This window comes from Collinsella aerofaciens, from assembly GCF_020181355.1.
In the GTDB taxonomy this organism is placed as follows: domain Bacteria; phylum Actinomycetota; class Coriobacteriia; order Coriobacteriales; family Coriobacteriaceae; genus Collinsella.
The window spans coordinates 1634574-1659313 of record NZ_CP084004.1 but is presented as its reverse complement, the minus strand read 5'-3'; the positions used below and the strand labels follow the sequence as shown (position 1 = coordinate 1659313).

22 protein-coding genes and 1 other RNA gene are annotated in these 24740 nt (G+C 60.3%); 5 read left to right on the top strand and 18 right to left on the bottom strand.

Going from position 1 to position 24740, the window contains the following annotated elements; all coding sequences use genetic code 11:
• Window positions 1-87: 87 nt before the first annotated feature.
• The 5 genes from LCQ44_RS07160 to LCQ44_RS07140 all read right to left on the bottom strand — a co-directional run bounded on the left by LCQ44_RS07160 (window position 88) and on the right by LCQ44_RS07140 (window position 5501).
• The gene (locus tag LCQ44_RS07160; RefSeq protein ID WP_225093456.1) at window positions 88-1158 is read right to left on the bottom strand and encodes a sulfate/molybdate ABC transporter ATP-binding protein; all 1071 of its coding nucleotides are present in this window, start codon (window positions 1156-1158) and stop codon (window positions 88-90) included.
• Window positions 1159-1161: 3 nt separating this feature from the next.
• Window positions 1162-2604 carry a molybdate ABC transporter permease subunit gene (gene modB / locus LCQ44_RS07155; protein ID WP_225093455.1) on the bottom strand — a complete coding sequence of 481 codons (1443 nt, stop codon included), beginning with the start codon at window positions 2602-2604 and terminating at the stop codon, window positions 1162-1164.
• A 68-nt stretch (window positions 2605-2672) separates the two neighbouring features.
• Window positions 2673-3545, bottom strand: coding sequence for a molybdate ABC transporter substrate-binding protein (gene modA / locus LCQ44_RS07150; protein WP_225093454.1), 873 nt, complete (start codon window positions 3543-3545; stop codon window positions 2673-2675).
• A 203-nt stretch (window positions 3546-3748) separates the two neighbouring features.
• The gene (locus LCQ44_RS07145) at window positions 3749-4228 is read right to left on the bottom strand and encodes a MogA/MoaB family molybdenum cofactor biosynthesis protein (RefSeq protein WP_225093453.1); all 480 of its coding nucleotides are present in this window, start codon (window positions 4226-4228) and stop codon (window positions 3749-3751) included.
• 10 nt (window positions 4229-4238) lie between these two features.
• Complete coding sequence (locus LCQ44_RS07140; protein ID WP_225093452.1) at window positions 4239-5501, bottom strand: molybdopterin molybdotransferase MoeA; 1263 nt, start codon at window positions 5499-5501, stop codon at window positions 4239-4241.
• A 210-nt stretch (window positions 5502-5711) separates the two neighbouring features.
• Between LCQ44_RS07140 and LCQ44_RS07135 the strand changes: the two genes are divergently transcribed.
• Window positions 5712-7133: a chloride channel protein gene (locus LCQ44_RS07135; protein ID WP_225093451.1), complete on the top strand. Its 1422-nt coding sequence runs from the start codon at window positions 5712-5714 to the stop codon at window positions 7131-7133.
• An 87-nt stretch (window positions 7134-7220) separates the two neighbouring features.
• The gene (locus tag LCQ44_RS07130) at window positions 7221-8183 is read left to right on the top strand and encodes a diacylglycerol/lipid kinase family protein (protein WP_225093450.1); all 963 of its coding nucleotides are present in this window, start codon (window positions 7221-7223) and stop codon (window positions 8181-8183) included.
• 86 nt (window positions 8184-8269) lie between these two features.
• Here the strand turns inward: LCQ44_RS07130 and LCQ44_RS07125 are convergent, their stop codons facing one another.
• The 4 genes from LCQ44_RS07125 to LCQ44_RS07110 form a co-directional block, all read right to left on the bottom strand.
• Window positions 8270-8650: a peptide chain release factor-like protein gene (locus LCQ44_RS07125; RefSeq protein WP_390397475.1), complete on the bottom strand. Its 381-nt coding sequence runs from the start codon at window positions 8648-8650 to the stop codon at window positions 8270-8272.
• An 83-nt stretch (window positions 8651-8733) separates the two neighbouring features.
• Window positions 8734-9312, bottom strand: coding sequence for a xanthine phosphoribosyltransferase (locus tag LCQ44_RS07120; RefSeq protein WP_022095227.1), 579 nt, complete (start codon window positions 9310-9312; stop codon window positions 8734-8736).
• A gap of 157 nt (window positions 9313-9469) precedes the next feature.
• Window positions 9470-10774: an MFS transporter gene (locus LCQ44_RS07115; protein ID WP_225093449.1), complete on the bottom strand. Its 1305-nt coding sequence runs from the start codon at window positions 10772-10774 to the stop codon at window positions 9470-9472.
• A gap of 142 nt (window positions 10775-10916) precedes the next feature.
• Window positions 10917-12200 carry an O-acetylhomoserine aminocarboxypropyltransferase/cysteine synthase family protein gene (locus LCQ44_RS07110; RefSeq protein WP_195361339.1) on the bottom strand — a complete coding sequence of 428 codons (1284 nt, stop codon included), beginning with the start codon at window positions 12198-12200 and terminating at the stop codon, window positions 10917-10919.
• 230 nt (window positions 12201-12430) lie between these two features.
• On the opposite strand from LCQ44_RS07110, the gene LCQ44_RS07105 reads away from it, so the two are divergent.
• Entirely contained in the window at window positions 12431-12877 is a 447-nt protein-coding gene (locus tag LCQ44_RS07105) for a C-GCAxxG-C-C family protein (protein ID WP_225093448.1), read from the top strand.
• A 68-nt stretch (window positions 12878-12945) separates the two neighbouring features.
• Here the strand turns inward: LCQ44_RS07105 and LCQ44_RS07100 are convergent, their stop codons facing one another.
• From LCQ44_RS07100 to rpsA, 4 genes are all read right to left on the bottom strand, one after another.
• The gene (locus LCQ44_RS07100; protein ID WP_225093447.1) at window positions 12946-13584 is read right to left on the bottom strand and encodes a YigZ family protein; all 639 of its coding nucleotides are present in this window, start codon (window positions 13582-13584) and stop codon (window positions 12946-12948) included.
• A 78-nt stretch (window positions 13585-13662) separates the two neighbouring features.
• An RNA gene (gene rnpB, locus LCQ44_RS07095) (RNase P RNA component class A) lies at window positions 13663-14024 on the bottom strand.
• A gap of 297 nt (window positions 14025-14321) precedes the next feature.
• Window positions 14322-15440, bottom strand: coding sequence for an IS1249 family transposase (locus LCQ44_RS07090; protein WP_225093446.1), 1119 nt, complete (start codon window positions 15438-15440; stop codon window positions 14322-14324).
• A 286-nt stretch (window positions 15441-15726) separates the two neighbouring features.
• The gene (gene rpsA / locus LCQ44_RS07085) at window positions 15727-16893 is read right to left on the bottom strand and encodes a 30S ribosomal protein S1 (RefSeq protein WP_022095232.1); all 1167 of its coding nucleotides are present in this window, start codon (window positions 16891-16893) and stop codon (window positions 15727-15729) included.
• A 315-nt stretch (window positions 16894-17208) separates the two neighbouring features.
• Between rpsA and LCQ44_RS07080 the strand changes: the two genes are divergently transcribed.
• Window positions 17209-17967: an HAD family hydrolase gene (locus LCQ44_RS07080; RefSeq protein ID WP_138374463.1), complete on the top strand. Its 759-nt coding sequence runs from the start codon at window positions 17209-17211 to the stop codon at window positions 17965-17967.
• A gap of 189 nt (window positions 17968-18156) precedes the next feature.
• Here the strand turns inward: LCQ44_RS07080 and LCQ44_RS07075 are convergent, their stop codons facing one another.
• Entirely contained in the window at window positions 18157-19476 is a 1320-nt protein-coding gene (locus LCQ44_RS07075; RefSeq protein ID WP_225093445.1) for an L-cysteine desulfidase family protein, read from the bottom strand.
• Window positions 19477-19747: 271 nt separating this feature from the next.
• On the opposite strand from LCQ44_RS07075, the gene rpiB reads away from it, so the two are divergent.
• Window positions 19748-20215, top strand: a complete 468-nt coding sequence (rpiB, locus tag LCQ44_RS07070) for a ribose 5-phosphate isomerase B (RefSeq protein ID WP_117762860.1) — start codon at window positions 19748-19750, stop codon at window positions 20213-20215.
• A 151-nt stretch (window positions 20216-20366) separates the two neighbouring features.
• On the opposite strand, the gene ndk is transcribed toward rpiB, so the two are convergent.
• The 4 genes from ndk to LCQ44_RS07050 all read right to left on the bottom strand — a co-directional run bounded on the left by ndk (window position 20367) and on the right by LCQ44_RS07050 (window position 24336).
• A complete protein-coding gene (ndk, locus tag LCQ44_RS07065) occupies window positions 20367-20771 on the bottom strand; it encodes a nucleoside-diphosphate kinase (protein ID WP_035138006.1) in 405 nt (134 codons plus the stop codon).
• Between the two features lie 385 nt (window positions 20772-21156).
• Window positions 21157-22587 carry an argininosuccinate lyase gene (gene argH / locus LCQ44_RS07060; protein ID WP_161144720.1) on the bottom strand — a complete coding sequence of 477 codons (1431 nt, stop codon included), beginning with the start codon at window positions 22585-22587 and terminating at the stop codon, window positions 21157-21159.
• 118 nt (window positions 22588-22705) lie between these two features.
• Entirely contained in the window at window positions 22706-22876 is a 171-nt protein-coding gene (locus LCQ44_RS07055; protein ID WP_161144721.1) for a hypothetical protein, read from the bottom strand.
• 233 nt (window positions 22877-23109) lie between these two features.
• Complete coding sequence (locus LCQ44_RS07050; RefSeq protein ID WP_035138001.1) at window positions 23110-24336, bottom strand: argininosuccinate synthase; 1227 nt, start codon at window positions 24334-24336, stop codon at window positions 23110-23112.
• Window positions 24337-24740: the final 404 nt, after the last annotated feature.

Genomic DNA, 24740 nt, shown 5'->3' with positions numbered 1-24740 from the left:
TTGATTGATAAGAGTTTGCCATTCCTCATTCGGCGAACGGCAAGACAAAGCCGCCGAGGCTTATATCCCCGACGGCATTACCCGGCGCTATCGACAAACCAAATGGATCCTACTCGCATCGAAGTGCATGCGCAGCGTCTCGCCTGCTTGCGGCAGCTCGTCGACAGGCACGCCCACCTTGTTGACCTTCCACTGCAGACGCGTGGGCGCATCGCCGCGCGGCACGTCCAGCAGCACCAGCCGCTCAAAGCGCGAATCGCTCACACGGGCCACATGCAGGTCGTAGCTGTTACGACCCCGCTCAGCACGGTTGTCCACATGGAAGTAGCTTGCGCGAATGCCCAAGTACGCCACGCCATCGGGGACCTCCCGACCTACGTTAAAGGTCATGCCCCAGTCGAGGGCCTCAACTTCTTCGTCGCCGATCTTGCACGCCCGGCTTGTATTCTTGCAGCCCGTTAGGCGCAGCGCCGCCAGCGTCTGCGGACGGCGGACCACGTCCTCGACAGAACCGATCTCCTCAACATGCCCGTCGTGCATCACGCAGATACGCTGGCACAGGCGGCACGCTTCGTCGATGTCGTGGCTCACGTAGAGCACGGTACGGTTACAGACGTCGAACAGGTCGAGCATGTTCTGCTCGAGGGCGCTCTTAAGATAGGAATCGAGCGCGCTCATGGGCTCGTCGAACATAAAAATGCCCGGATGCGCCGCCACCATGCGGGCAAGCGCCACACGTTGTTGCTGACCGCCCGAGAGTCGCGCGGGATAGCGGTCGGCAAAATCGGACAGACCGAAAATGCCCAGATAGCGCTCGGCGAGCTTTTTGCGCGCGGCGGCGTCGCCCGCATCCTTTACACCGGCGCATACGTTATCGGCCACCGTCATGTTGGGAAACAGCTGATAGTTTTGGAACAGCAGGGCGCATTTTCGCTCCTGGGGCGACAGGTTGATGCCCGCCGCCGAGTCAAAAAAGGTCACGCCGTTGACGACGATCTTGCCCTCGTCGGGCGTCTCCACGCCGGCGATGCAGCGCAGCGTACAGCTCTTGCCGCAACCCGAGGCACCGAGCAGCGCCACACGATCCTCGCCGGCCTCAAGCTGCATGTCGAGCATAAACCCGGGATAGCGCTTTTTGATATCCAGAACGAGCGACATGGCCTATCGACCTCCCTGCAAAGCGGCATCATCGCGCATGAGCTCGGCCAGCGCCTCGCGATCGATACGCAAGGCATCGCCGCCCGCCGGGTCGAGCGAATCGCCCTGTCCGGCAAGATCTTTGGCCTGTTTGCGCTCCGCACGGGAAAGGCCCCGCTCGCGATACTTTTGCGAATGAGCGGTGTACATATTGATGAACAGAATGACCAGGAAGCTGAACGCAATTACGACCACGACCCAAAAGAGGGCTACCGACGTGTTGCCCCCCATCCACTCAAAGTAGATGGCGATGGGAATGGTCTGGGTAATGCCGGCATAGTTGCCCGCAAAGAACAGCGTGCAGCCAAACTCGCCCATCGCGCGGGCAAAGGCGAGCACCGTGCCCGCTGCGATTGAGGGCCAACCAAGGGGCATCATAAGCTTGGTAAAGATGCGACGCTCGGACCAGCCAAGCGTGCGCGCCGCATCGAGCATCTGCGTGTCGAGGCTCTCGAAGGCTCCGAGTGCCGTGCGGTAGACCAGCGGAAACGACACAACGACGGCCGAAATGACCGCCGCGGGCCAGGTAAAGACGATCGAGATGCCGTGCGCGATGAGCCACTGGCCCACCCCGGTCGAACGGCCAAACAGAATAAGCAGCAAAAAGCCGCACACCGTAGGCGGCAGCACCATAGGAATCGTAAAGACCGAATCGAGCAGGCCCTTGATGCGACTCGAGGTACCCATGGTCTTCCACGCGGCGAACAGGCCCAGCGCAAACGCGATCACCAGGGCAAGACCGCTCGTTTTAATGGACACCCAAAACGGGCGATAGTCGATGTCGCCCAAAAAGGAAGCCAGAGAGGTCAAGGGCCCCTGCTCATCCCGCAACACGACAGACGATGCTTCTACCATGTGAGCGCTATCAAGCCAACGCGCGCCGCCCTTGGCATCACCCGAGGCTGATGCAATCACCACATAACGGTCCCCATCCGCACCGCGCTCGTCAAAGCTATAGGTATACCCGCCGGCATCAAACGTTGTTTCCGCCGTGACATACCAAGGAAGATCCACGTCCCCCAGCTGCGCACCTCCCATGCAGTTTGCGCTGTCGAGCTCACAGACGAGGACCTTGAGACCCGATACACACTCGTTGTCCTGCAGATCCAATCCAAACTTCTCGACCGCCTTGGGCGATATCCACACCACAACGCGATCGGCAGCAGGCGCCACCACAAGGTCCACGTCCTCGTCAACGGGAAACCGGTAGCCCTCAGGCTGGCTCTCCATGGCACGAGCGGTCCCCTTGGCCAACCGCTCAAAACCCTCGATCCCATAGGAAAGCCCATGAGCGGTCGCAGCAACCTGGGCCCCGTCCTCAGCGTCCCCAGCAAACGCAAATCCCGGCACCCAGCAAAGCACGAAGGTCAAAGCACAGGCGACAAGCATGCGGAATCTATTAAGCACGAAAAGCTCCAAGCGAATACAAGGACGGAGTGAAACACAAAACGATGGAATTATCGCGCCAAGCCGCACTACGCGGAAAGCTCAAAGCCGTACTTAGCCCAAATCTTCTGAGCCTTCTTGTTGGTCAGACAGAAGTCGATGAACGCCTTGGCTTCGTCGGCATGCTCGGAGCTCTCGGCGACAGCGCCCGGATACACGATGGGCTTGTGCGAGTCCTCGGGACACACGAAGGCCTCCTCGATGCCGTCGTAGCGGAAGATATCGGAGCTGTAGACAAATCCAGCCACGCAGTCGCCTGTGGACACATAGGCGGCGGCGGTACCAACTTTATCGGCCAGTGCGACCTTGTCGGCAATCTCGGGAGCATACTCACCGTCGTCGCCCTCGGTGCCGGTGTAGAGGCCCACGGAGGCCAGAGCCTGGTTGGCGTACTTTCCGGCGGGAACGGTCTTGGCGTCGCCGATGGCGATCTTGCCGTCCAGATTCGCGACGCCGGCGATGGCCTCGACCTTGGTATCGGAGCCCTCGGCGCGAATGATCACAAGGTCGTTGACGAACATGTCCTCACGCGTGTCGGCGTCGACGAGCTCGGCGGCCTCGGCGTCGTCCATGGTGCCCTTGGAAGCCGTGATGAGCACGTCGACGGCGGCACCGGCGCGCATCTGCTCGACAAGGTCGCCAGACGCCTTAAACTGCGTGTCGGCAAAGGTGGTGCCGGTCTGCTCGGTGTAGAGCTCCTGAACCTCGGGCAGGGCCTTCTCGAGCGAGTTGGCGGCAAAGACCTGCAGCTCGACAGCTTTCTTGGAAGATGCCTTAGCAGAACCGGCATCGGATCCGGCCGGCTCGGACGTCTTGCTGCCCGAACAGCCGGCAAGACCAAGGCCGGCAGCGGCGACAGCAGAAAGCGAAACGAATCCGCGGCGAGAAACCATATCGAACATGTTCAACCCTTTCGAACGCTATGCCCGGGTACCCCACCGCGGGCTTTAATCTGCAATCAGATTATACTTCTGCGCGAATAATGATAGTGAGAAATTATTCTCGTCAGAGAATATAGTTCCGAATTACCGTGCATCTCGGCGTCGCTTCGGCGGAAAACAAAGGCGGAGCAGCCGTTCAGGTCGCCCCGCCGCAGTTAAACCGCTTAGTTGGTATGTCCGCCGCCAGCTGTCATCTGAGCCGCATGCTCCAGCTGGTCTGCTATGGCCTCCCAGCTTTCGCGGGCGGCCTTCGTAGAACCGGGAAAGTTTACGACAAGTGTATGACCTCGTTGCATGCAAATAGCGCGCGAGAGCATGGCGCGGCGCGTCTTGGTCATCGAATACGCGCGGATTGCCTCTGCAATACCCGGCACATCGCGGTCGCAGACGGCACGCGTCGCCTCGGGCGTCACATCTCGCATCGAAAGCCCCGTGCCGCCGCAGGTGAGCACGACATTGGCGTGGCACTCATCGGCAGCTTCCACAATGGCATCACCGATCTCGCTGACGTCGTCGCGCACGACCACATGTGAGGCGACCGTCCAGCCCTGTGCCTCGATAAGTTCCTCGAGTGCAGCTCCGGCCTCATCCTGCAAAAGATCGCGTGTGTCCGAGCACGTCACGATCGAAATCTTCAACTCCATAGCGTTCCTCCTATAGCGCCGTTCCCTCGGGCAGGTCGACGCGAACAACGTCCACGGCATCTCCCGCCTTGAGCTCGCACGGTCCTTCGTCAATACGCAACAGACAGTTCGCACGCTGCATAGTTCCAAGCAGCGCCGAATTCTGTGTCTTAGCCTCGGTCACCAACAACTCACCGGTCTCGGGGTCGCGCAAAACCGTGGCGCGATCGAAGAAGCGGCGATGCTGTCGCTTTTTCACGCCGTGCGTGACCGTCGCCTGCTGCACGGGACGCGTACCCTCGGCAAAGCCGCGCATCTTGCGAATCGCCGGGCGGGCGAGCATCTCAAAGCCCACATACGCCGCGGCCGGATTGCCTGAAAGCCCCAGGTAGGGCTTACCCCCGAGCAAGCCAAACGTGATGGCCTTGCCCGGACGCATCGAGATGCGGTCAAACAGTACCTCGCCCTCGCGCCGGACGAGCGCCGTCACATAGTCGTAATCGCCCGCCGAGGCGCCACCGCTCGTAATGACAAAGTCGCACTCCTGCACGGCACGATGCACCAGCTCGGCGATCGCTTGCTCATCATCGGGCGCTATGCCGTAGAATACGGGCTCGGCGCCGGCATCGAGTGCCTCGGCCATCAACGCCGACGAGTTGGAATCGCGAATCTGCCCGCGCGCCGGCAGCTCACCCGGCGCGACCAGCTCCGTGCCCAGCGAGATAATGCCCACGCGCGGAGCGGCATGCACCTTCACGTTCGCATACCCGGCGCTCGCCAGCAGGCCGGCGCCGGCCGGAGCCACAACCTCGCCGGCGTGCATCACAACATCGCCGGCATGGGCCTCCTCGGCGGCAGAGCGAACGTTCTCCCCCACCTTGGCCGGCGCCGAGAACCTCACACGCGAGCCCTCGTTGCCGTCACCGTCAAGCACATCGACGATCTCGTACTTCACAACGGCATCGGCACCTTCGGGTACCGGCGCGCCCGTCATGATGCGGACCGTCTCGCCCGCGCCGATTGCGCCCTCAAACACATGGCCCGCGGCCTCGTGTCCGATAACGTCGAGCGTCACCGGCGCCTCGCCAGATGCCTGCGCCAAGTCCGCCGAGCGCACGGCATATCCGTCCATAGCGCTGTTGGCAAACGGCGAGATGTCGATATCGGCCACCGCGTCCTCGGCCAAGGGAAGACCGGCGGCCTGCCACACGGGAATCTCGATGAGATCCGTCGGAGCAACGTGCGACAGGACAATCGACTGCGCGTCCTCCAGTGGAATGAGTTTCTCTGCCATATGCACCTCTTAATGCCACGGCGCACAACAGGGGCGCCGATTCTTTATGCTTTTCTCAGTATAATCCCCCGATGCACGGCCGCGACTCGGTCTGTACCCGCAAATACACCTGTCGGTTGCAGGCCGCGAAACAGAATGGAAACCAACCCACCGGCTCGTCGCGTTTACCGCGTTTTATAATGCTTGCGTTGCAACCTAAAAGAGGAACGTATGGCTCATAACGACAAAACCGAAAGCGCAAACGAAACGCAGGATCATTCCCAGCCGCTCGACGACGGCGGCTTTTTCTCCCTGAACGACGTCATCATGGCAGGCAGGCATCAACTTACCCGCTCCGAGCATCTCTTGGCTGCCGACACGCGCCGCAACGCCCGCAACCTACTTGCGAGCGCTAAGTTGCTCGTACTCGTCGTCATCGTCTCGCTCGCCATGGGCGTTGCCGCTTGGGCGTTTTTGGCCTCGCTGAATATCGCGACCGACTATCGCGAGCACCATGTGTGGGTCTACGCCTTGCTTCCCGTTGTGGGCGTTGCCACCGCATGGGTGTACAAAAACCACGGTCTTGCCGCCAAGCGTGGCAACAACCTGGTCATCGACTCCGCTCTGGGCACACGCCTCATCCATATGCGCATGGCCGTCCTCACCTTCGTCTGCTCCACGCTCACGCACCTAACGGGCGGATCGGCCGGTCGCGAGGGAGCCGCGGTGCAGATTGGCGGCACCATCGCCAGCAACATCTCGAGCCTCGCCCACCTCAAAAAGCATGACCACCACGACCTCATGCTCGCCGGCATCTCGTCGGCCTTTGGCGCCGTATTCGGCTCGCCCCTTGCCGGAGCTTTCTTTGGCATGGAGATGTGCTTTATCGGCAAGATCGACTACACGGCGGGCATCTACTGCCTGGTCGCCTCATTTACCGGCTACTTTACATCACTCGCCCTAGGTACCGAGTACGAGGCGAATGATATCGCCAGCGTTCCCAACATGACACCACGGACGGTTGTCATCGTTGTTATCAGCGCCATTATCTTCGGTCTGACGGCACGCCTCTTTGCCTGGTCAGTTCGAACCGTCAAGAGCCTGTACGGTCGCTTTATCACCAATTATCTTATTCGCGCACTCATAGGTGCACTCGTGGTTTTGGCCGCCTATGCCCTCCTCGACGCCTGGGACTACGCCGGCCTTTCCACGTGGCTTTCCGGCGCCGGATTTGCCGGCAACACCACCCTGGCGGACGCAGTCATCAAGTTGGTCGTCACAGCGCTCACCCTGGGCGCCGGCTTCCAAGGCGGCGAGGTCACGCCCCTGTTTGGTATCGGTGCGGCGCTCGGCGGCTGGATCGGTTGCCTCGTCGGAATCGATCCCAGCTTTCTAGCAGCGCTGGGCATGCTCGGCGTGTTCTGCGCCGGCCTTAACGTGCCTATCACCACCTGTATGATGGCCATCGACCTGTTCCACGGCACGGCAGCCGGGTTCTTTGTCATCGTGGCCTTTATCAGCTACCTAACCGCCGGACACCGCGGCGTGTACCCCGCCCAGCGCATCATCTCGCCCAAGCGCCGTTCGCTTATTGTGGATGAGGGCGGTACGGTAGCGGATGCTATCGAGCGCCACAACGACCTGATAGAGTAGACGTAAGTATTCGACGTGCAGCCACAATCGGGGGCAATTCGACCTGAGCGCGACCGCACCGTCACGTCATACGCCGGGAGTCGCCCCATGCACGCAACTGATTTTGGCCTCACGCTCATCATCGCCAACCCAGCCGCCCAGTCGGGTGCGGCGCGCGAAGTTGCCGAGCGCCTGCAACGCTTTTTGGATATGACCGCGCGCGCATCCCAGTTTGACCTGGTGCTGACCGAGCGCATGGGACACGCCAAGGAGCTGGCCGCACAGGCTCAGGGCTATCGCACCGTTATCGCCCTTGGCGGCGACGGCGTGATTCACGAGGTCGTCAACGGGCTTATGACGCAAGAGGAGGACACCCGCCCCGCTCTTGCCATCCTACCCGTGGGCTCCGGCAACGATTTTGCCCAAACGCTCGGCATCGACGATTTCTCCGGTAAGGATTTTGGCGCGCTACTCACCTGCGAGCTGCAGCGTCAGGACATCGGGCGCATTCGCTTATGGAACCCCACAAGCGGCAGCGGCGAGGCTACCGTTGAGTACTACGACCAGACGCTTTCGGTCGGCATCGATGCCGCCATCGGCCTTGGCACCACCGAGCTACGCAAAAAGACGAGCCTCACCGGCGCGCCGCTCTACACTCTTTCGGGACTTGAGCAGTTTGGCCTACGCTATCGCAATTACCCCATGACAGTCAGCTTTGACGGGGCGCCCGCCGAGCGCGTAAGGGCGATCATCATGGCGATTCAGCTGGGTCCTACCTATGGCTCGGGCTATCGCATCTGTCCCGACGCCGACCCCTGTGACGGCATACTCGACGTCTGCTACGCCTGCGGCCCCGTCCCTCGCACGGTTGCCCTGCCTATGTTTCTTTCGGCCAAGGACGGCCACCATACCAAGTTGCCGCCGGTTCGCATGCGCCGCTGCCGCCATGCCGAGCTCACCTTTGAGGAGCCCGACTACCCCATTCAGGCCGACGGCGAGCCCGTTGTCGCCTCGCGCATCGAGGTCGACATCCTCGCCGGCGCCCTCCACGTCTGGCACCCCACCCGCTAACCCCACCTAAGTTGCGGTGAAATAGGGACTGTTTATGCAGCAAAAGCCGCAAAACAGTTCCTATTTCACCGCAACTTATGAGGAGGCTATTCGTCGCTGCCCGGCTTGCGTCGGTTGGCTTTTTTAATCGCATTGAAGTGCTTGTCGTTGAGCCTGCGCTGGCGAGAGCGCTGAGGCACCTTGGTCTTTACGCGTCGGCGCGGTGGACGCCCGCGACGCTCAAGCTCAGCGCGCAGCTTACGCAGGCAGCTGCTACGGTTTTGGAACTGACTGCGGCTCTCGCGCGCCGTCACGGTAATCCCCGTGGGCCCATGCTTCATGCGCACAGCAGAGTCTGTCGTGTTCACGCCCTGTCCGCCCGGACCCGTCGCGCGAAACACCTGAACCTCGCAATCGCGTGCCAACTCCTCGACCGACATCTCGGCATAGTGCGCATACTCACGCCATCCCATCTTGTTCTCATCCATATCAACACCTCCCCTCATACAAAAAATGTGACAAAGGGACAGTCCCTTTGTCACATCGCATACCAATCGCTTGTGTTGCGCACTTAGGCGAAGGTGATCTCGCCGGTCTCGCAGTCCATATCGGCGATACGGGCCAGGCTCTCGACGCGGAAGCCGCGCTCGCGGAGCTTATCGCCACCGCCCTGGAAGCCCTTCTCCACCGCAATGCCAATACCGGATACCTCGGCACCCGCAGCCTCGCAGATCTTGATAAGACCCTCGAGCGCGCAGCCGTTGGCCAGGAAGTCGTCGATAATCAGGACCTTGTCGCCCTCGGACAGGAAGCGCTTGCCAACGATGACCGGGTACTCCTTCTGCTTGGTAAAGGAGTAGATGGTCGTGGCATACTGCTCGCCGTCGAGGTTGATGGACTGCGCCTTCTTGGCAAAGACAACCGGCACGCCGCCAAAATGCTGGGCCGCGATGCAAGCCATGCCAATGCCCGAAGCCTCGATCGTCAGGATCTTGTTGATCTCGACACCCTCGAACAGACGGGCCCACTCGGCGCCCATGTGGTCGAACAGTTCAACGTCGCACTGGTGGTTGAGGAAGGCATCAACCTTAAGGACGTTACCGGCCTTTACGATGCCGTCATGGCGAATACGATCCTCAAGCTCCTGCATGGCGCAACCCCTTCTCGCGGCAACGATACCGCGCGATTAATAAACGTTGTTCGATAGTCTACCACGGACCGACCCCCGCCCGCCTCACAAGCCGCATCGCACCACAAACCAGTCTTTTTGGGACGGCGCGAATCGTGGCAGGCAGCCTCCCAACACGCTAATGGCGGGCGCGCATCTTCACCAAACGCACCATGGCAAGCGCAAAGCCCACAGCGGCCACAGCCATAAGCACGTAGAACACCGAGCGAAAGCCAAACAGGAACACATCCGGACGACCTGTAACAAAACTGGTCACGGCCTCGCCCATTGCCACGCTCATCTGCCCATACAGGATATGCGACGCCGCCGTAATGCCGAGCGCCATGCCGGCGTAGCGTGCCAAACTACCCAGGCTGCCCGCAAAGCCGAGTGCTTCGCGCGGAGCCGAGCCCATATACAACGAATTGTTAGGGCTCTGGAAAATCGACGTACCGCACGACATAAATGCGACGCAGCACACGATCACAGGGATAGAAGAGCGCTCGTCGAGCGTGCTTACCGCAAAGAGACCGCACACGTACACGCCCAGGCCGACAGCCGTAGGACCCTCGCAGCCAACACGGTCCGAAACCGTTCCCGAAAGCGGGCCGATAAAGGCATTCACCATCGGCAGCGCCAAAAACAGCAATCCGGAAATGTCGGAACCAAAGCCGTGGGCGTCCTGAAAATAGAACGGCAGGATAAACTCGGATGCGCCAATACCAACGAACACGATGAGCATGCAGGCAAGGTTGATGGTGAAGGCCGAATTTGCAAAGCAGCGACGAGCGGCCTCGGCAAGGGGCATGGGGCGTTCGCCGACCTCTGGCCTAACATGCGGCAGTGTGTAGAGTCCCACGATAAACGAGATCACGCCAATGGGCAGGTTGATGAGGAAGATGCTCTCCCAGGGAAAGCTTGCCACCAGCATGCCGCCGAGCACGGGGTCACACATCATGCCGAGGGCCACGAAGGTCGCGAGAATACCCATGGCACGGCCTCGTTCGCGCGCCGGAAACGACTCGGTGATGATACCCATGTTGTTAGCCATGGCCGCCGCGCAACCGACGCCCTGAACAATGCGTGCCAGGATAAGAACTTCGAGCGAGGCCGAAAGGCCGCACAGCAGCGAACCGACCGAAAAGACGATGACGCCCAGCTGGAACACATTCACCTTGCCGCGCACGTCGCCCAGACGGCCAAACGGCAACATAGCCACGCAAGTCGCAAGCAGATACACCGAGCTTACCAGCTGAATGCGATCGAGGCCCACGCCCAGCTCCTTTTGCATCACGGGCAGCGCCACGGTCACGACGGTCGAATCCAGACACACCATAAACGTCATGATGAGCACGGTAAACAGAATCGCCCATTTGTTTTTGCCATGGGTGTCGCCCTCTAGAGCAATGTGCTCGCGGCGCAGCTGCTCTGCAGTTTTCTCCATATCCATCCTTTCGAGTGGCCTAACGCAAAAAACGGGGCCCCGATCGCCTACAAACAGTCGCGATTGGGGCCCCGCCTACGGAATCGGAACGAAAGGTCGCCGAAGCTTTCTGCCAGCATCGGCGCCTCGCACGAACGCTAGCCTAGCACTGCTCGAGCGCCTGCTCAAGGTCGGCAATCAGATCGGCCGTGTCCTCGAGGCCGCACGACAGGCGCACCATGTCGGCGGAGATGCCACAGGCGATGAGCTCCTCATCGTTCATCTGGCGGTGCGTAGCGTTAGCGGGATGCAGGCAGCAGGTGCGGGCGTCGGCCACATGCGTGGCGATCTGGGCGAGCTTGAGGCTCTTCATAAAGGTCTCGGCCGCCGCGCGACCACCATTAAAGCCAAAGCTCACAACGCCGCAGGTACCGTTTGGCATGTACTTCTGAGCGAGGTCATAGTACTTGTCGCCCTCCAGGCCCGGATAGCTCACGAAGCGCACCTTGGGATGGCTCTGCAGGAACTTGGCAACGGCCAGGCCGTTCTCGCAATGACGCGGCATGCGCACATGCAGGCTCTCGAGCGAGCTGTTCAAGAAGAACGCCGCCTGCGGGTTCTGCATGGGGCCAAGATCGCGCATGAGCTGCGCGGTGGCCTTGGTAATGAAGGCGCCCTCGCGACCGAACTTCTCGGCATAGGTCACGCCATGGTAGCTCTCGTCAGGCGTGGTGAGACCCGGGAACTTGTCCGCATGGGCCATCCAGTCAAACTGGCCGTGGTCGACGATCACGCCGCCCAGGTAGGCAGCATGTCCATCCATGTACTTGGTGGTGGAGTGCGTAACGATGTCGGCGCCCCACTCAAAGGGACGGCACATCACGGGCGTCGGGAAGGTGTTGTCGACCATCAACGGCACACCGTGGTCATGTGCGGCCCTGGCAAAGCGCTCAATATCGAGCACGGCAAGGGCGGGGTTGGCGATGGTCTCGCCAAAGACGAGCTTAGTGTTGGGTTGGAAGGCTGCCTCCAACTCCTCATCGGTGCAGTCGGGGGCGACGAACGTGCAGGTCAGCCCCATACGGCCCATGGTGTGGGCGAGCAAGTTGTACGTGCCGCCATAGATGGCAGAGCTCGCGACTACGTGATCGCCGGCACCGGCCACGTTAAAGATCGCGAGGAAGTTCGCGGCCATGCCCGAGCTCGTGAGCATCGCAGCGGTGCCGCCTTCCATCTCGCAGATCTTGGCGGCAACCAGGTCGCACGTGGGGTTCTGCAGACGGCTGTAGAAGTAGCCCGACTCCTCTAGGTCAAACAGCTTGCCCATGTGCTCGGACGTGTCGTACTTCCACGTGGTGGACTGGTAGATGGGCACCTGGCGCGGCTCGGCATCTCCCGGGTGATAGCCGCCCTGAACACATGTAGTACCGATGGTCTGCTCGCTCATATCTAGCTCCCTTGCCTGGGTTTTAGTTTTATTCGGTTCACGATACCGCTACCCCGCACCCCTCTCAACCCATCCCCAAGGTAGGTTATGGGACAAATCGATCAGGGGCATTTATCTCAAGCCTTGGCATTTGCTCGACAGAGAAAAATGAGGCATACATGAAGCTCTCGACGATTACATGCACCGTCACGGGTACCATAGGCGGGTACACCGTAACCAAGGAGACAACGATGAAGCAAATCGATATCGCCCAGCTCGACACCGCGGCCTGCCAGGCTCAGGCTGCCGAATACCACGCCCGTGGCTTTAACTGCGCCCAGGCCGTTGCCTGCACGCTCGCACCTGCCGTCGGGCTCGACCCCCAGACCGCCTTTACCCTAACCGAGGGCTTTGGCGCCGGCATGGGCGGCATGACCGAAACCTGCGGCGCCATCTCGGGCGCCGTGGCCATCATGGGCTTTGTAATGAGCGACGGCATGGAGAACCCCAAGACCAAGGGCCAGACCTACAAGCTGTCGCGCGAAATCGCAAAGCGTTTTGGCGAGAAGAACACGACGACCGTCTGCGGCACGCTCAAGGGCATCGGATCGGATAAGGGTCCGCTCCGCAGCTGCCCCGGCTGCATCGACGATGCCGTCGAGATTGCCTGCGATGTGCTAAAGCAGCTCGCCGAGTAAACGGCAGCAACAGAAAAACGACGGCCGGCGCGCTTGGAATCCATCCAAAAGCACGCCGGCCGTCGTCGTTAGAACTCGGCAAACTCGGGAGCACCGACCTCAATCTCCTCGCGCCCCGCCATAAGCTCGCGCATCTTAGCGCAAAACGGCTCCCGCTCCCCCGCTTTAAACACCAAATGAATCGTCACGGCATCCGTGTAATCGGTATCCGAAACCTTGGCACCCGAATCCTGCGCCAAACGAAGCACCTGCTCATACTGCGGATAGGCCACATGCACGTCAACAGGCACGACGCTTGTCATCTCGACGATCTGTCCGGCCTCCTGAGCCGCGGCCACCGCCGCCTGCGTCGCCGCAGTGTAGGCACGCACCAAGCCACCAGGCCCCAGCAACGTTCCGCCAAAATAGCGCGTCACCACGCAGCAAACATTTTTGAGCCCTGCACCGCGCAACACCTCGAGCGTCGGCATACCGCTCGTGCGGCTCGGCTCGCCGTCATCGCTCTGGCGCTCGCGTCCATCGACCAAAATCCACGCGGGAACATTGTGTCGAGCGTCGTAATGACGTTTGCGAACTGTCTCGATAAAGGCATTAGCCTCATCTTCGGACTCAATATGGACCAGCTGGGCAATAAACCGGCTCTTGCGGTCCACAAACTCGCCTGAAGCCTCAATATTCGATTGCAGAGTAAAATAGCTGTCCAACAAAGCCCCTCAACAACAAGCAAAGCAACAAACAGCCTCAATAATACGGCAAAGCCCGTACCGATTGTCAGGGTAACAAAAATGCCAAGTGGGCCTGTAAGCCGGGTTCTGTCGTGAACGGTCATTTATCTTGTCTGCACGTTACCGTGCAGCTCCACGCACGCTACCCGAACGCGGACCGGGCCGGCCCATAGCGTTCCTATTCGCGCTTGCTCCGGATGGGGCTTGCCAAGCCGCCGTGTTACCACGACGCTGGTGGTCTCTTACACCACCGTTTCAGCTTTTCCCTTTACGCCTTGCGGCGCAGGTGGGAGTCTTCTTTTCTGCGGCGCTTTCCGTCGGATCACTCCGCCCGGCCGTTAGCCGGCATCCCGCCCTCTGGAGCCCGGACTTTCCTCACGCGTGCTGCAAGCAGCACATCGCGCGACCGTCTGGCCCACTCAGCAGTGCAAGAGTGTAGCACACCGTTGCCACAGGCAATGGCACAACGCAAACGCTCGACACGATATACCAAGAACCGCCATGCGCTACAATGGTCCTGTCGATGGGCAACGTCGTCAGTCGAGACGCGACCGCGCTCCGCACCCCTCCGTCTACTCGGTGTGTTCCCGCCTCCTCCCCGAGGCGGGATGTCGGCATTTTTCATGCACCGACAACCCAATAGCAAACAGACAGCCCGGGTAGCATTGTGGGCTTATAGGACAAAATGTGTGTCCCGATAGAACACCCGTTTCCATCCATTAATCCAGCCAGAACGGGTACGGGTCCCTGTGGTGGAGGTCCTCCCACACTGCCCTGTCGCCCCACTCCGGCCCTCCGTCGTCACGCGACGGCGAGGCGGAGTAGACGCTGAACAGGAAGTCGATGTCCGCGTCGGTCGGCATCGTGGCGAGCTTCTCGCGCGCCGTCCTCGCGTCCCCCGAGTGCGCGTGGCACCACCAGAATACCGCCTTCACGCGCTTGACCGACGTCAGCCCCCGGTGGTTGCGCAGGACGGCCCTCAGCTGCGAGTTCACCCCTCCCTCGATCATGTTGTTGGTCGACGGCAGCGGGCCGGCCTTGGCCAGGGCGGGGTCGAGGTAGGTGAACAGCGTCCCCGCCGACACCAGCGACGACAGCGACGAGCGCGCCCGCCTCAGCCTCTCGTGGGTGTAGACCCTCCTGCCGTCCACCACGGTCCTGTCCTCCAGGAAGTCGGCCCAGAACCCGCACCAGTCGAGGTAGCGCTCGACCCAGAGCTCGGCCTGGTGCAGCGTCTCGATGCCCATGAGGTCGCGCGCGATGAGGTAGAGCTCGCGCCCCGCCTGGAGCTTCGGCCGCGTCGTCGTGTAGCGCTTGACCTGCGAGAAGGCGTGGAAGGTGCACCTCTGGACCCTGGTGCGCGGCCAGGTCTCGCGCACGGCCTTGGCGAACCCGCTCCCGCCGTCGGTGACGACCACCTCGGGCGCCGGGATCGGCGACATGAGGGCCGACCACGCCCTCGAGTTCTCCGACCTCGCCATGTACCAGGAGACCACCCGCTCGCCGCTGCAGCATATGAGCACGACGAGGTCGCGCGCGACCCGGATCCCGTCCACGTGGAGCACGCGGTGGAGCTCGCCGTCGGGGACGGGCATCGGCCAGACCTCCCAGAACTCGGCCGTCCTGCGCCTGAAGGACCGCCCGCCGCCCGGCATCATGGCCTGCGAGTCCCTCGAGAGGAGCCACCCGAGGAACTCGTCCAGCCTCGTCGCCGTGTCGTCGTACCTCACGGTCGTCGACGCGCCGCAGGCCGTGCACCTCCACCGCTGGGACCCCGACGAGGTCCTGCCGTTGCGCTTGGTCCGACCGCCGCAGTAGGGGCAATAAACGGCCTTCATGGGCACCTCTTCCGAAATGGTATTTAACGGTTCCGGAAAAGGTTATCTACCTGCGGGAACGATAGGAAACCGGACACACATTCTGTCCGAGCGGTTAAAAGCGGGCGCGGAATTTAAACGGCTGAAAAAGGGGCATCGACCTGCGCCGATGCCCCCAACGTGGACACACATTTTGTCCTATAAGCCGCATTGTGCACGGGTAGCATCGCGCACCTCGGCAGCAAATACAAAAAGGGACCCGTCCATTGCGGACGGATCCCTTAAAACAAGTGATCGTCAAACCGATTTACTCGGCGTCGGTCTCCTCGTCCTTCTTCTCGGAAGGCAGCGGGGTAACCTCGATCTCGACGCCCAGAGTCTCAGCAGCGGACTTCATGGACAGGGAGATACGACGACGGTCGAGGTCGATCTCCATGACCTTGACCTGAACCTTGTCGCCCACGTGGGTGACCTGAGAAGGCTGATCGACGTGCTTGTTGGCCATCTCGGAGATGTGCACCAGGCCCTCGATGCCCTCGCCCAGATCAACGAAAGCGCCGAACGGGACAAGCTTGGTCACAGTGCCCTCGACGATAGCGCCGACGGGGTACTTCTTGACCAGTGCGCGCCACGGATCCTCGGTGGTCTGCTTGAGACCCAGGGAGATGCGCTCGCGGTTGAGATCGACGTCGAGAACCTCGACCTCGACCTCCTGGCCGACCTTGACAACCTCGGAAGGATGGTTGACGTGGTTCCAGGAGAGCTCGGAGATGTGGATGAGGCCGTCGATACCGCCGAGGTCGACGAAGGCGCCGAAGTCGACGATGGAGGAAACGGTGCCCTGGAGACGCATGCCAGACTTGAGCTTGGACAGGATCTCGGAGCGCTCGGCCTTACGGGACTCCTCGAGCACGACGCGACGGGAGAGGACGACGTTGTTGCGGTTGCGGTCCATCTCGATGACGCGAGCCTCGATGCGGGTGCCCATGTAGGAGGTGAGGTCCTTGACGCGACGGAGGTCGACGAGGGAAGCGGGCAGGAAGCCACGCAGGCCGATGTCGAGGATCAGGCCGCCCTTGACAACCTCGATAACCTCGCCCTCGACGTTCTCGCCGGAGTTGAACTTCTCCTCGATGCGGTTCCAAGCACGCTCGTACTCGGCACGCTTCTTGGACAGGACCAGACGACCGTCCTTGTCCTCCTTCTGGAGAACCAGAGCCTCGATGGGATCACCGAGTGCAACGATGTCTGCAGGGTTAGCGTCCTTGCGGATGGACAGCTCGCGGACCGGGATAACGCCCTCGGACTTGAACCCGATGTCAACGAGCACCTCGTCATGCTCGATCTTAACGACAGTGCCGTTAACGAGATCGCCCTCATCAAAGTCGGTAATCGTACCGTCGATGAGGTTGTTCATCTCCTCCTCATTGACATCGTCAAGAGAGAAAATGGACGAGTTCTGAATCTCACTCAAAGGTGGACCCCTTTCGAACTACGGGGCCCCGATTGCTAGGACCTACAGAAGGGTGCGACAAGCACACAACGTTTAGGAACACTCGGGAGCCGACAGATACTAATGTGACGCTTATGCAATCACGTTCGTATAGGTTACGGGGAAATGAGTTCGATTTCAAGCGTGAACTGCGATTTTTTACTCGTGTGGAGACTTTTTCGTAATCTTATGAACACACGTCTCCACAACTTGACGATAACCAGCCAGGCATTCGGCTTTGGGGTAAAGTATCCGGAGCCAACGACTCTAGATTAAATTTACGAGAAAGGTGCCCGCGTGCTCAAAGCAGTCGTTTTCGATATGGACGAGACGCTTCTTAGCATCAACCTCAACGCGTTCATCCTTCGCTATTTTAAGGATGTCTCTTCGATGCTCGCGGATATCGGGCGCCGCAGCCGCGGTGGCACGATGGCGCGCCTCGGCACCATCTTGGTCGACCTCAACGCCAATCGCCGCAGCGGCACGGACAACCGCACCAATCTTGAGTTTTACCAAGAAGAGGTCGAGCGCCGATGCGGGATCTGCCTCTCCGATCCCCTCATCTACGAGGCGTTTACCTACTATGACCGCGAAGTTCTTCCGTACAAGAACGACGATATCATTAACGCCCACGCCATGCCGGGCGCACACGCCGCGCTCCAGGCCGTACAGGACGCAGGGCTGCGCTGCGCGCTCTTTACCAACCCCAGCTTTCCCCAGGGGGCCATCGAGTGCCGCATGGGTTGGGGCGACCTGGCCGACGCCCCCTTTGAACTCGTGACGCACATGGGAAACGCCACCCGCTGCAAGCCCGATGCCACCTACTATCTAGAGCAGCTTCAGGTGATGGGGCTCGAGCCACACGAGGTCCTTATGGTGGGCAACGATCCCAAGCGCGACTTCCCCAGTCCCGCCTGCGGCATTCAAACTGCCTATGTTGGCCAGGGAAAACCCGGCCGAGCCACCTGGCGCGGAACCATGGAAGACTTCGCCCGCGACTTTAACGCCGTAATCGAAGCCTTCTACGAACACCAAGTAGCCGACGAACTGTCGTAGGACCCCTCGCTCCAAACCAAATATCGCCGCAGGTTGAGCACAAGTCAGCGAAAATGCCCCTAAGCGAGCAATGTGCCTTGAAAGAGGAGGGCATAGGCCTTCTGGCCATGCCCGACGATTGAAAGGCAGATTGCCGCTTAGGGGCATTTGCAGCGTCGACTGGTTACGCGGTTTGGTAAAACCGCGTAACTAGCACACCTGGGTTTTGCCGATCATGATGTTGAGGATCTCGACGTCGGTGTCCTTCATGCCCACGCGGCCTACGTAGCCCATACTGGCGATTGTTTGCTCAACGGTATCTTGGATCAGGCCCTCGCCGGCGCGGAAGCCGCGACCCTGCATGGCCATATCATGGCCCAGAATCGCCGCATCGACGGCAGCCGAGATCTTGGCGGCACAGCTCGCCTTGGCGCCGTCGCACACGATGCCGCCCACGTTACCGAGCGTGTTCGAGACGGTCGCGCCAATCTGTTCGCGCGTGCCACCGCACAGCCAGGTAATCGCAGCGCCGGCGCCGCACGCAGCGCAAATAGCACCGCAAAACGCCGAAAGCGCACCAATATAGCTCTTGATATGCACGGCGATAAGATCGGACAGCATCACGGCGCGCACCAGGCGCTCGTGGTCGCAACGCAGGTACTCGGCATACTCCATGACGGGCAATGCGCAGGTAATGCCCTGATTGCCCGAGCCGCACACAATGGCGACCGGCAGCGCGCAACCGTTCATGCGGGCGTCGGACCCGGCGGCCGCACGGGCACGGGCGCGGCAGGCGACGTCATCGGCACGAGCACCCAGCAGCGTACGGCCCACCTCGGCGCCCCAAGCGTGCGCGAGACCCTCGGCACTGATCGCGCCATTCAGCTCAATCTGACGCTCAACGGCAGCGCGGGCGTCCTCAATGTCACCATCCTCGATAAAGTCGATGATGGTCTCGATCGACATGGGCGTGTCGGCGTTATCTGCCGCACGCTCGGCCACCACGCGCTCGGCGCAGGCGGCGCACTCCCCCGCCGACTTACCGCATACCGGAATACCGTCGAGCGTATGGCACGTGACATTAGTGTGGTGATCGGTAATCTCGACGACCGCGGTATGGCCCCCGGCCGTCGCAGTCACCTTGATGTAGAGGTTGGGCACACCCTCGACAAGCGACACATCGCAGTAGTCCGCATCGGCAAGCAGCTCGGCCACGCGGGCGCGGTCCGCGTCATCGACGCTCTCGAGCACCTCGAGCGCGCTCTTGGCGTCGCCGCCCACGGCACCCAGCACGGCCGCGGCCTCAATACCGTGCATACCGCCCGAGTTGGGCACGGTCACGCTCTTGACGTTCTTGATGATGTTGCCCGAGCAGGCAACATCCATATGATCGGGTTCGCAACCGAGCGTCTGGCTCGCCAGCGCCGCTGCATAAGCAACGGCAATGGGCTCGGTGCAGCCGAGTGCACAAACAAGTTCGCGGTTCAAAACATCGCAAAACGCGGCATCACGAAGGGAATCGGCAGGCATAGGTATCTCCTACTTGTATAACGGGCTGGGCTCTCAATAATAATTAGCTCTTTTATTTGATAACAATGCATCAAAAACCGCAACCCAGGTTCCGGTAGACGGCATTCAGGCGCAAACTGACGGCATTCATTCATGAGAAACCGGTCTTGTTGCATGCTAAAGCGTTTGACCAAAAAACGCCCAAGCGTTTACACAAAAGTCGCGCTATCATGCAGTCGAACGCGGTAAAACCTTTAGCAATCTCGCCGCACAGACCAGAGAGGAACTATCCATGAAGATCGGTATCGGTAACGACCACGCCGCCGTCGAGCTCAAGAACATCATCTCCGAGCACCTGAAGGAGCGCGGCTGCGAGGTCGTGAACTTTGGCACCGACACCTCCGAGAGCTTTGACTACCCCATCGCCGGCTACAAGGTGGGTAAGGCCGTTGCCAACGGCGACGTCGATCTAGGCATCCTGATCTGTGGCACCGGCGTCGGTATCAGCCTGGCTGCCAACAAGGTCGAGGGCGTACGCGCCGTCGTGTGCTCCGAGCCCTTCAGCGCCAAGCTCTCCCGCATGCACAACAATACCAACGTGCTCGCTTTTGGCGCCCGCGTCGTGGGCTCCGAGCTCGCCAAGATGATCGTCGACGAGTGGCTCGACGCCGAGTTTGAGGGCGGTCGTCACGAGCGTCGCGTTAACCTCCTCAACGAGATCGATCACACGCGCGCCCTTAAGATCGTCGACGAAGCCTAAACTATTCAGTGCCACAAGCTAACAGCAGGGGCCCGCTCGGAACACATGTCCGAGCGGGCCCCTGCATAGATTTTGGAATAAAAGGGCGCCGCGGATGGAGTTCCGCGGCGCCCAAGCCACACGCTAACAGCTTTAAGGAGTCAAAGCTGGTTTAGCCAAAGAAGCGCTTGATCTCAATCTCGGCGTTCTCCAGGCAGTCGGAGCCGTGGATCACGTTGGCGTTGACATCGACGGCAAAGTCGCCGCGGATGGTACCAGGAGCAGCCTCAAGCGGGTTGGTAGCGCCCATGAGGGTGCGCATCTTAGCAACAGCGGAGAGACCGGAAACGACCATCTTGACGACCGGACCGCTCGTCATAAAGTCGCAGAGACCGCCAAAGAAGGGCTTGTCGGCCAGATGGGCGTAGTGCTCCTCGACGGTAGCGCGCTCGAGCGTGGTCATCTCCATGCGCTCGATGACAAGGCCGCTGCGCTCAATGCGAGCAACGATCTCGCCGATCTTGCGGTCGCGCACGGCGTCGGGCTTAATCATGATGAAGGTCTTCTCGATAGCCATAAAAGTAGCCTTTCAAGTAGGTTCGCGCGTGCCCAAGTCCCATTCCGGCACCCGCCTGGACTGCATCGTAACAGAGTTTTAGCTGCAGTTAAACAAAAAGCTGTTTATTGAAACGTTGCAATTTATTAAAGCGCTCCATATGTGTCACTTCTGTTTCGAAGCCCGATTAGAGTACCATCCGACCGCCCATCAACTGCGCCGAACAGAGCAGGCGGTCGGTTGCCGCCCGCGAACGTATCCCCTTCACAACCTGCCCAAAGGTCCTACAGAAGTTCTCGACAAGCCCCTCCCCCATAGCAACAAAATACGGGCTCCCACATCAGCAGGCGCCCGTAAAGCGAAAACGATTTATCAATACATGGCCAAAACGGCTTCAGCCAAACCTCTACTTTGCCCCGTGACCCATCTCGACGACCTTGGTCAGCGATCCAAACACGCCCTCGTCAGCCACGAGCTGTGCCTCGGCACGCTGCAACTGCACGGCAACGGCGGCAGGAGCGGTGCCGCCCTCGGTCGTGCGCGCGGCGACAATCGACGGGATATCGAGCGCCTCGGTAATGTCGCGCTCAAAGAGCGGGCTTGCCTCCTGGAACACCTCAAACGGCAGGTCCTCAAGATTGCAGCCGCGCTTCTCGCACATCAGGACCAGATGGCCCACCACGGCATGTGCCTCGCGGAACGGCAGGCCACGCTTGGCCAGGTAATCGGCAACATCGGTGGCGGCAAGGTGCCCCACGCCGCACTCGCGCGCCATGGCATCCTCGTTGACGGTCCAAGTCGAAATCATTCCGGCCATAACGGACAGGCACTGCATGAGCGTATGGGCGGTATCGAGCGCGCCCTCCTTGTCCTCCTGCAAGTCCTTGTTATAAGCAAGCGGCAGGCCCTTCATGGTTACCAGCAGCTGCACCAGGTTGCCGTACACGCGACCGCTCTTGCCGCGGATAAGCTCGGCAAAGTCGGGGTTCTTCTTCTGCGGCATGATGGACGAGCCAGTGGAGTACGAGTCGGAAAGCGTGATAAAGCCAAATTCGGAGCTCGACCACAGTACGATCTCCTCGGAAAGACGCGCCAGGTGCATCGCCATGACGGATCCGGCGTAATGCAGATCGAGCAGAAAATCACGGTCGGAAACGGCATCGAGCGAGTTGGGGATCACGCCCGCAAAGCCAAGTTCGGCAGCCGTCATCTGGCGATCGAGCGGATAGCTCGTACCGGCAAGCGCAGCGGCACCCAGCGGGCAGTTGTCGGCAGCATCAAAGGCGGCCTTCAAACGCGTAAAGTCGCGCGCGAACATCCAGGAATACGCCAGCAGGTGATGCGACAGCAGCACGGGCTGAGCATGTTGCATGTGCGTGTAGCCCGGCAGAATCACCTTGTCGTACTTCTTGGCCGCATCCACCAGCACATGGCGCAGCTCAAGATTGGCCTCCATGAGCTCCTTGGCCAGCGCCTTGACGCCCAAGCGCGTATCGGTCGCCACCTGGTCGTTGCGCGAACGCCCAGTATGCAAGCGCTTGCCAGCCTCGCCGATGCGACGCGTCAGCTCGCTCTCGATGGACATATGAATGTCCTCATCGTTGATGTCGAAGGTAAAGTTGCCGGCATCGATATCCTGTTCGATTCCGGTCAGGCCCTTGGCAATCGCCTGCTCGTCCTCGGCACTGATGATGCCCTGGGCGGCCAACATCTTGGCATGCGCCTTAGAGCCGGCGATATCCTGCTTATAGAGATGTTTGTCGACCGGCAGCGACGCGCCAAACTCCTGCGTGACCTCGGCCACGCCCGCCTCAAAACGACCGCCCCAAAGAGCCATGGAACCGTCTCCTTTCTCCAAATACCAAAACAAGCGTCCAAAGCAATGTGCCCTGTCGCTAAAGCGATTTATCAACCGCTAGTTTTACACACTCCCTGCCGCGCGCGGGGCCATGTGGCTAATTTGCAAAGAAGTGACGCACCATGCACTTGGCGCCCAACGTCTCCCTCCGGATGTTGCCCTGCGAACCATCGATCCAGGCCTTCAGGCTCATAGGAACGTCCTCGACCCTTACAGCATCGAACTCGGGCGCGAGGGCAAGCAAAGCATGCGCGATAGCATTGAACATAATGGATACTCCTCATATATATAGGCACAGAGCCGCCAAATTGATAGAAGGAGCCCCGCCGGACAACCCCGGCGGGGCTCGGACTCAGCCGCAGACGCGGCATCATATATGCGGGCGGAACGTAGGGGCCACCGATGTTAAGAAGTGTCAGCAAGCATAACGAAAGGTAGGGACCCCGTGCGCCCGTTATGTATCACGCGGATGGGCCGCGCGGATACCAAGGGAAGGAGGCGCTAGGCCTGGGCAGCAGCAGAGCTGGGGCCCTGGACCTTTGCCCACGTCTTGAGCGACAGCGTATCGATCTCGATAAAGCCGGCGCTGGCCTTCTCGTCAAACGTGGTGTCGCGGTCGTAGGTAGCCAGGCCGTAGTCGTAGAGGCTGAAGGGACTCTTGCGGCCGACGACATGGCAGTTGCCCTTAAAGAACTTCAGACGGACAGTGCCGGTCACGAACTTCTGGGTATCGGCCATAAAGGCGTCGAGCGCGTTCTTGAGCGGGCTGTACCACTGGCCGTTGTACACGGCGGTGGCCCAATCCTGCTCGAGCTTGATCTTGGTCTTGAGCAGGTCGCCCTCGACGCAGATGTCCTCGAGCGCCTTGTGGGCGGTGATGAGCGTCAGGGCGCCGGGAACCTCATAGCACTCGCGGCTCTTGAGGCCCACCAGACGATCCTCGACCAGGTCAAGACGGCCAAAGCCGTTGTCGCCCGAAATCTTGTTGAGGGCGATGACGATCTCGGAGAGCTTCATCTTCTTGCCGTCGACGGCGACAGGCTTGCCGGCCTCAAACTCGATCTCGGTATAGGTCGGGGTGTCAGGCGTGTCCTCGGGGTTCTTGGTCATAACCCAAGCGTCATCGAGCGGCTCATTCCAAGGGTCCTCCAGGTGACCGCACTCGATGGCGCGACCCCACAGGTTGTCGTCGATGGAGTAGGGGTTGTCGTTGGCACCCTCGGGAACCGGCACGTTGTGGGCGTGGGCATAGGCGACCTCGTCGGGACGGCACTTCAGGTCCCACTCGCGAACCGGGGCGATAACCTTGAGCTCGGGGTCGAGGGCCTTGACGGCGGCCTCAAAACGGACCTGATCGTTACCTTTGCCAGTGCAGCCGTGGGCGACGTAGGTCGCGCCAAACTCGTGGGCGACCTCAACAAGCTTCTTGGCAAGCAGCGGGCGAGACAGGGCGGAGAGCAGCGGATACTTATTCTCGTACATGGAGTTTGCGGCGATGGCTTTGGTCAGGAACTCATCGGAGAACTCGTCGCGCAGGTCGAGCACCTGGCAATCGAGAACGCCCAGGTCGAGCGCCTTCTGCTTCTTGGCATCCAGTCCGGTCTCTTCCTGGCCCACGTTGCCGCAGACGCAAACGACATCGAGATTCTTCTCGTCCTGGAGCCACTTGACACATACGGATGTATCAAGACCACCGGAATATGCGAGAACGACTTTTTCCTTGCTCATGGCTGTTTCCTTTCGCCCTTGGTAGCTAGTTAGAACATCGGTCAGTTGCAAGTCATTTCAAGGTCATATACCGTGCAATATCAGGTTAAATAGCAAAAATCAGCACATACATGCCCTAGAAACATGCAGCAATGTCGTGCTAAAACCCAACGACCTCAAAATGACTCTGTTGAGGCAATTCGCCCCATGCGGACAGAGACGATTGTTATCGTCGTCGGGAAATTGCGCGCTGGCGTCGGATGGCATTGTCTGCAGTGGTGATGATCTTTACGAACTGCATCTGCCTCTCCTTTCACGTATCGCCGGGCGCAATTCAAATATCGTAAACGGTACCTTTTACTCGGTAAGCGGTTGTTTTTCCGTCTCCGTTTTCGATGGTCGCTATATTACGCTAAAGTGCCCGC

What these genes read in the sequence shown, in the direction of transcription:
- LCQ44_RS07160 (WP_225093456.1), bottom strand. Translation starts at nt 1,158, where the DNA reads ATGTCGCTCGTTCTGGATATCAAAAAGCGCTATCCCGGGTTTATGCTC.
- modA (WP_225093454.1), bottom strand. Translation starts at nt 3,545, where the DNA reads ATGTTCGATATGGTTTCTCGCCGCGGATTCGTTTCGCTTTCTGCTGTC.
- LCQ44_RS07145 (WP_225093453.1), bottom strand. Translation starts at nt 4,228, where the DNA reads ATGGAGTTGAAGATTTCGATCGTGACGTGCTCGGACACACGCGATCTT.
- LCQ44_RS07140 (WP_225093452.1), bottom strand. Translation starts at nt 5,501, where the DNA reads ATGGCAGAGAAACTCATTCCACTGGAGGACGCGCAGTCGATTGTCCTG.
- LCQ44_RS07135 (WP_225093451.1), top strand. Translation starts at nt 5,712, where the DNA reads ATGGCTCATAACGACAAAACCGAAAGCGCAAACGAAACGCAGGATCAT.
- LCQ44_RS07130 (WP_225093450.1), top strand. Translation starts at nt 7,221, where the DNA reads ATGCACGCAACTGATTTTGGCCTCACGCTCATCATCGCCAACCCAGCC.
- LCQ44_RS07125 (WP_390397475.1), bottom strand. Translation starts at nt 8,650, where the DNA reads ATGGATGAGAACAAGATGGGATGGCGTGAGTATGCGCACTATGCCGAG.
- LCQ44_RS07120 (WP_022095227.1), bottom strand. Translation starts at nt 9,312, where the DNA reads ATGCAGGAGCTTGAGGATCGTATTCGCCATGACGGCATCGTAAAGGCC.
- LCQ44_RS07115 (WP_225093449.1), bottom strand. Translation starts at nt 10,774, where the DNA reads ATGGAGAAAACTGCAGAGCAGCTGCGCCGCGAGCACATTGCTCTAGAG.
- LCQ44_RS07110 (WP_195361339.1), bottom strand. Translation starts at nt 12,200, where the DNA reads ATGAGCGAGCAGACCATCGGTACTACATGTGTTCAGGGCGGCTATCAC.
- LCQ44_RS07105 (WP_225093448.1), top strand. Translation starts at nt 12,431, where the DNA reads ATGAAGCAAATCGATATCGCCCAGCTCGACACCGCGGCCTGCCAGGCT.
- LCQ44_RS07090 (WP_225093446.1), bottom strand. Translation starts at nt 15,440, where the DNA reads ATGAAGGCCGTTTATTGCCCCTACTGCGGCGGTCGGACCAAGCGCAAC.
- LCQ44_RS07075 (WP_225093445.1), bottom strand. Translation starts at nt 19,476, where the DNA reads ATGCCTGCCGATTCCCTTCGTGATGCCGCGTTTTGCGATGTTTTGAAC.
- rpiB (WP_117762860.1), top strand. Translation starts at nt 19,748, where the DNA reads ATGAAGATCGGTATCGGTAACGACCACGCCGCCGTCGAGCTCAAGAAC.
- ndk (WP_035138006.1), bottom strand. Translation starts at nt 20,771, where the DNA reads ATGGCTATCGAGAAGACCTTCATCATGATTAAGCCCGACGCCGTGCGC.
- argH (WP_161144720.1), bottom strand. Translation starts at nt 22,587, where the DNA reads ATGGCTCTTTGGGGCGGTCGTTTTGAGGCGGGCGTGGCCGAGGTCACG.
- LCQ44_RS07055 (WP_161144721.1), bottom strand. Translation starts at nt 22,876, where the DNA reads ATGTTCAATGCTATCGCGCATGCTTTGCTTGCCCTCGCGCCCGAGTTC.
- LCQ44_RS07050 (WP_035138001.1), bottom strand. Translation starts at nt 24,336, where the DNA reads ATGAGCAAGGAAAAAGTCGTTCTCGCATATTCCGGTGGTCTTGATACA.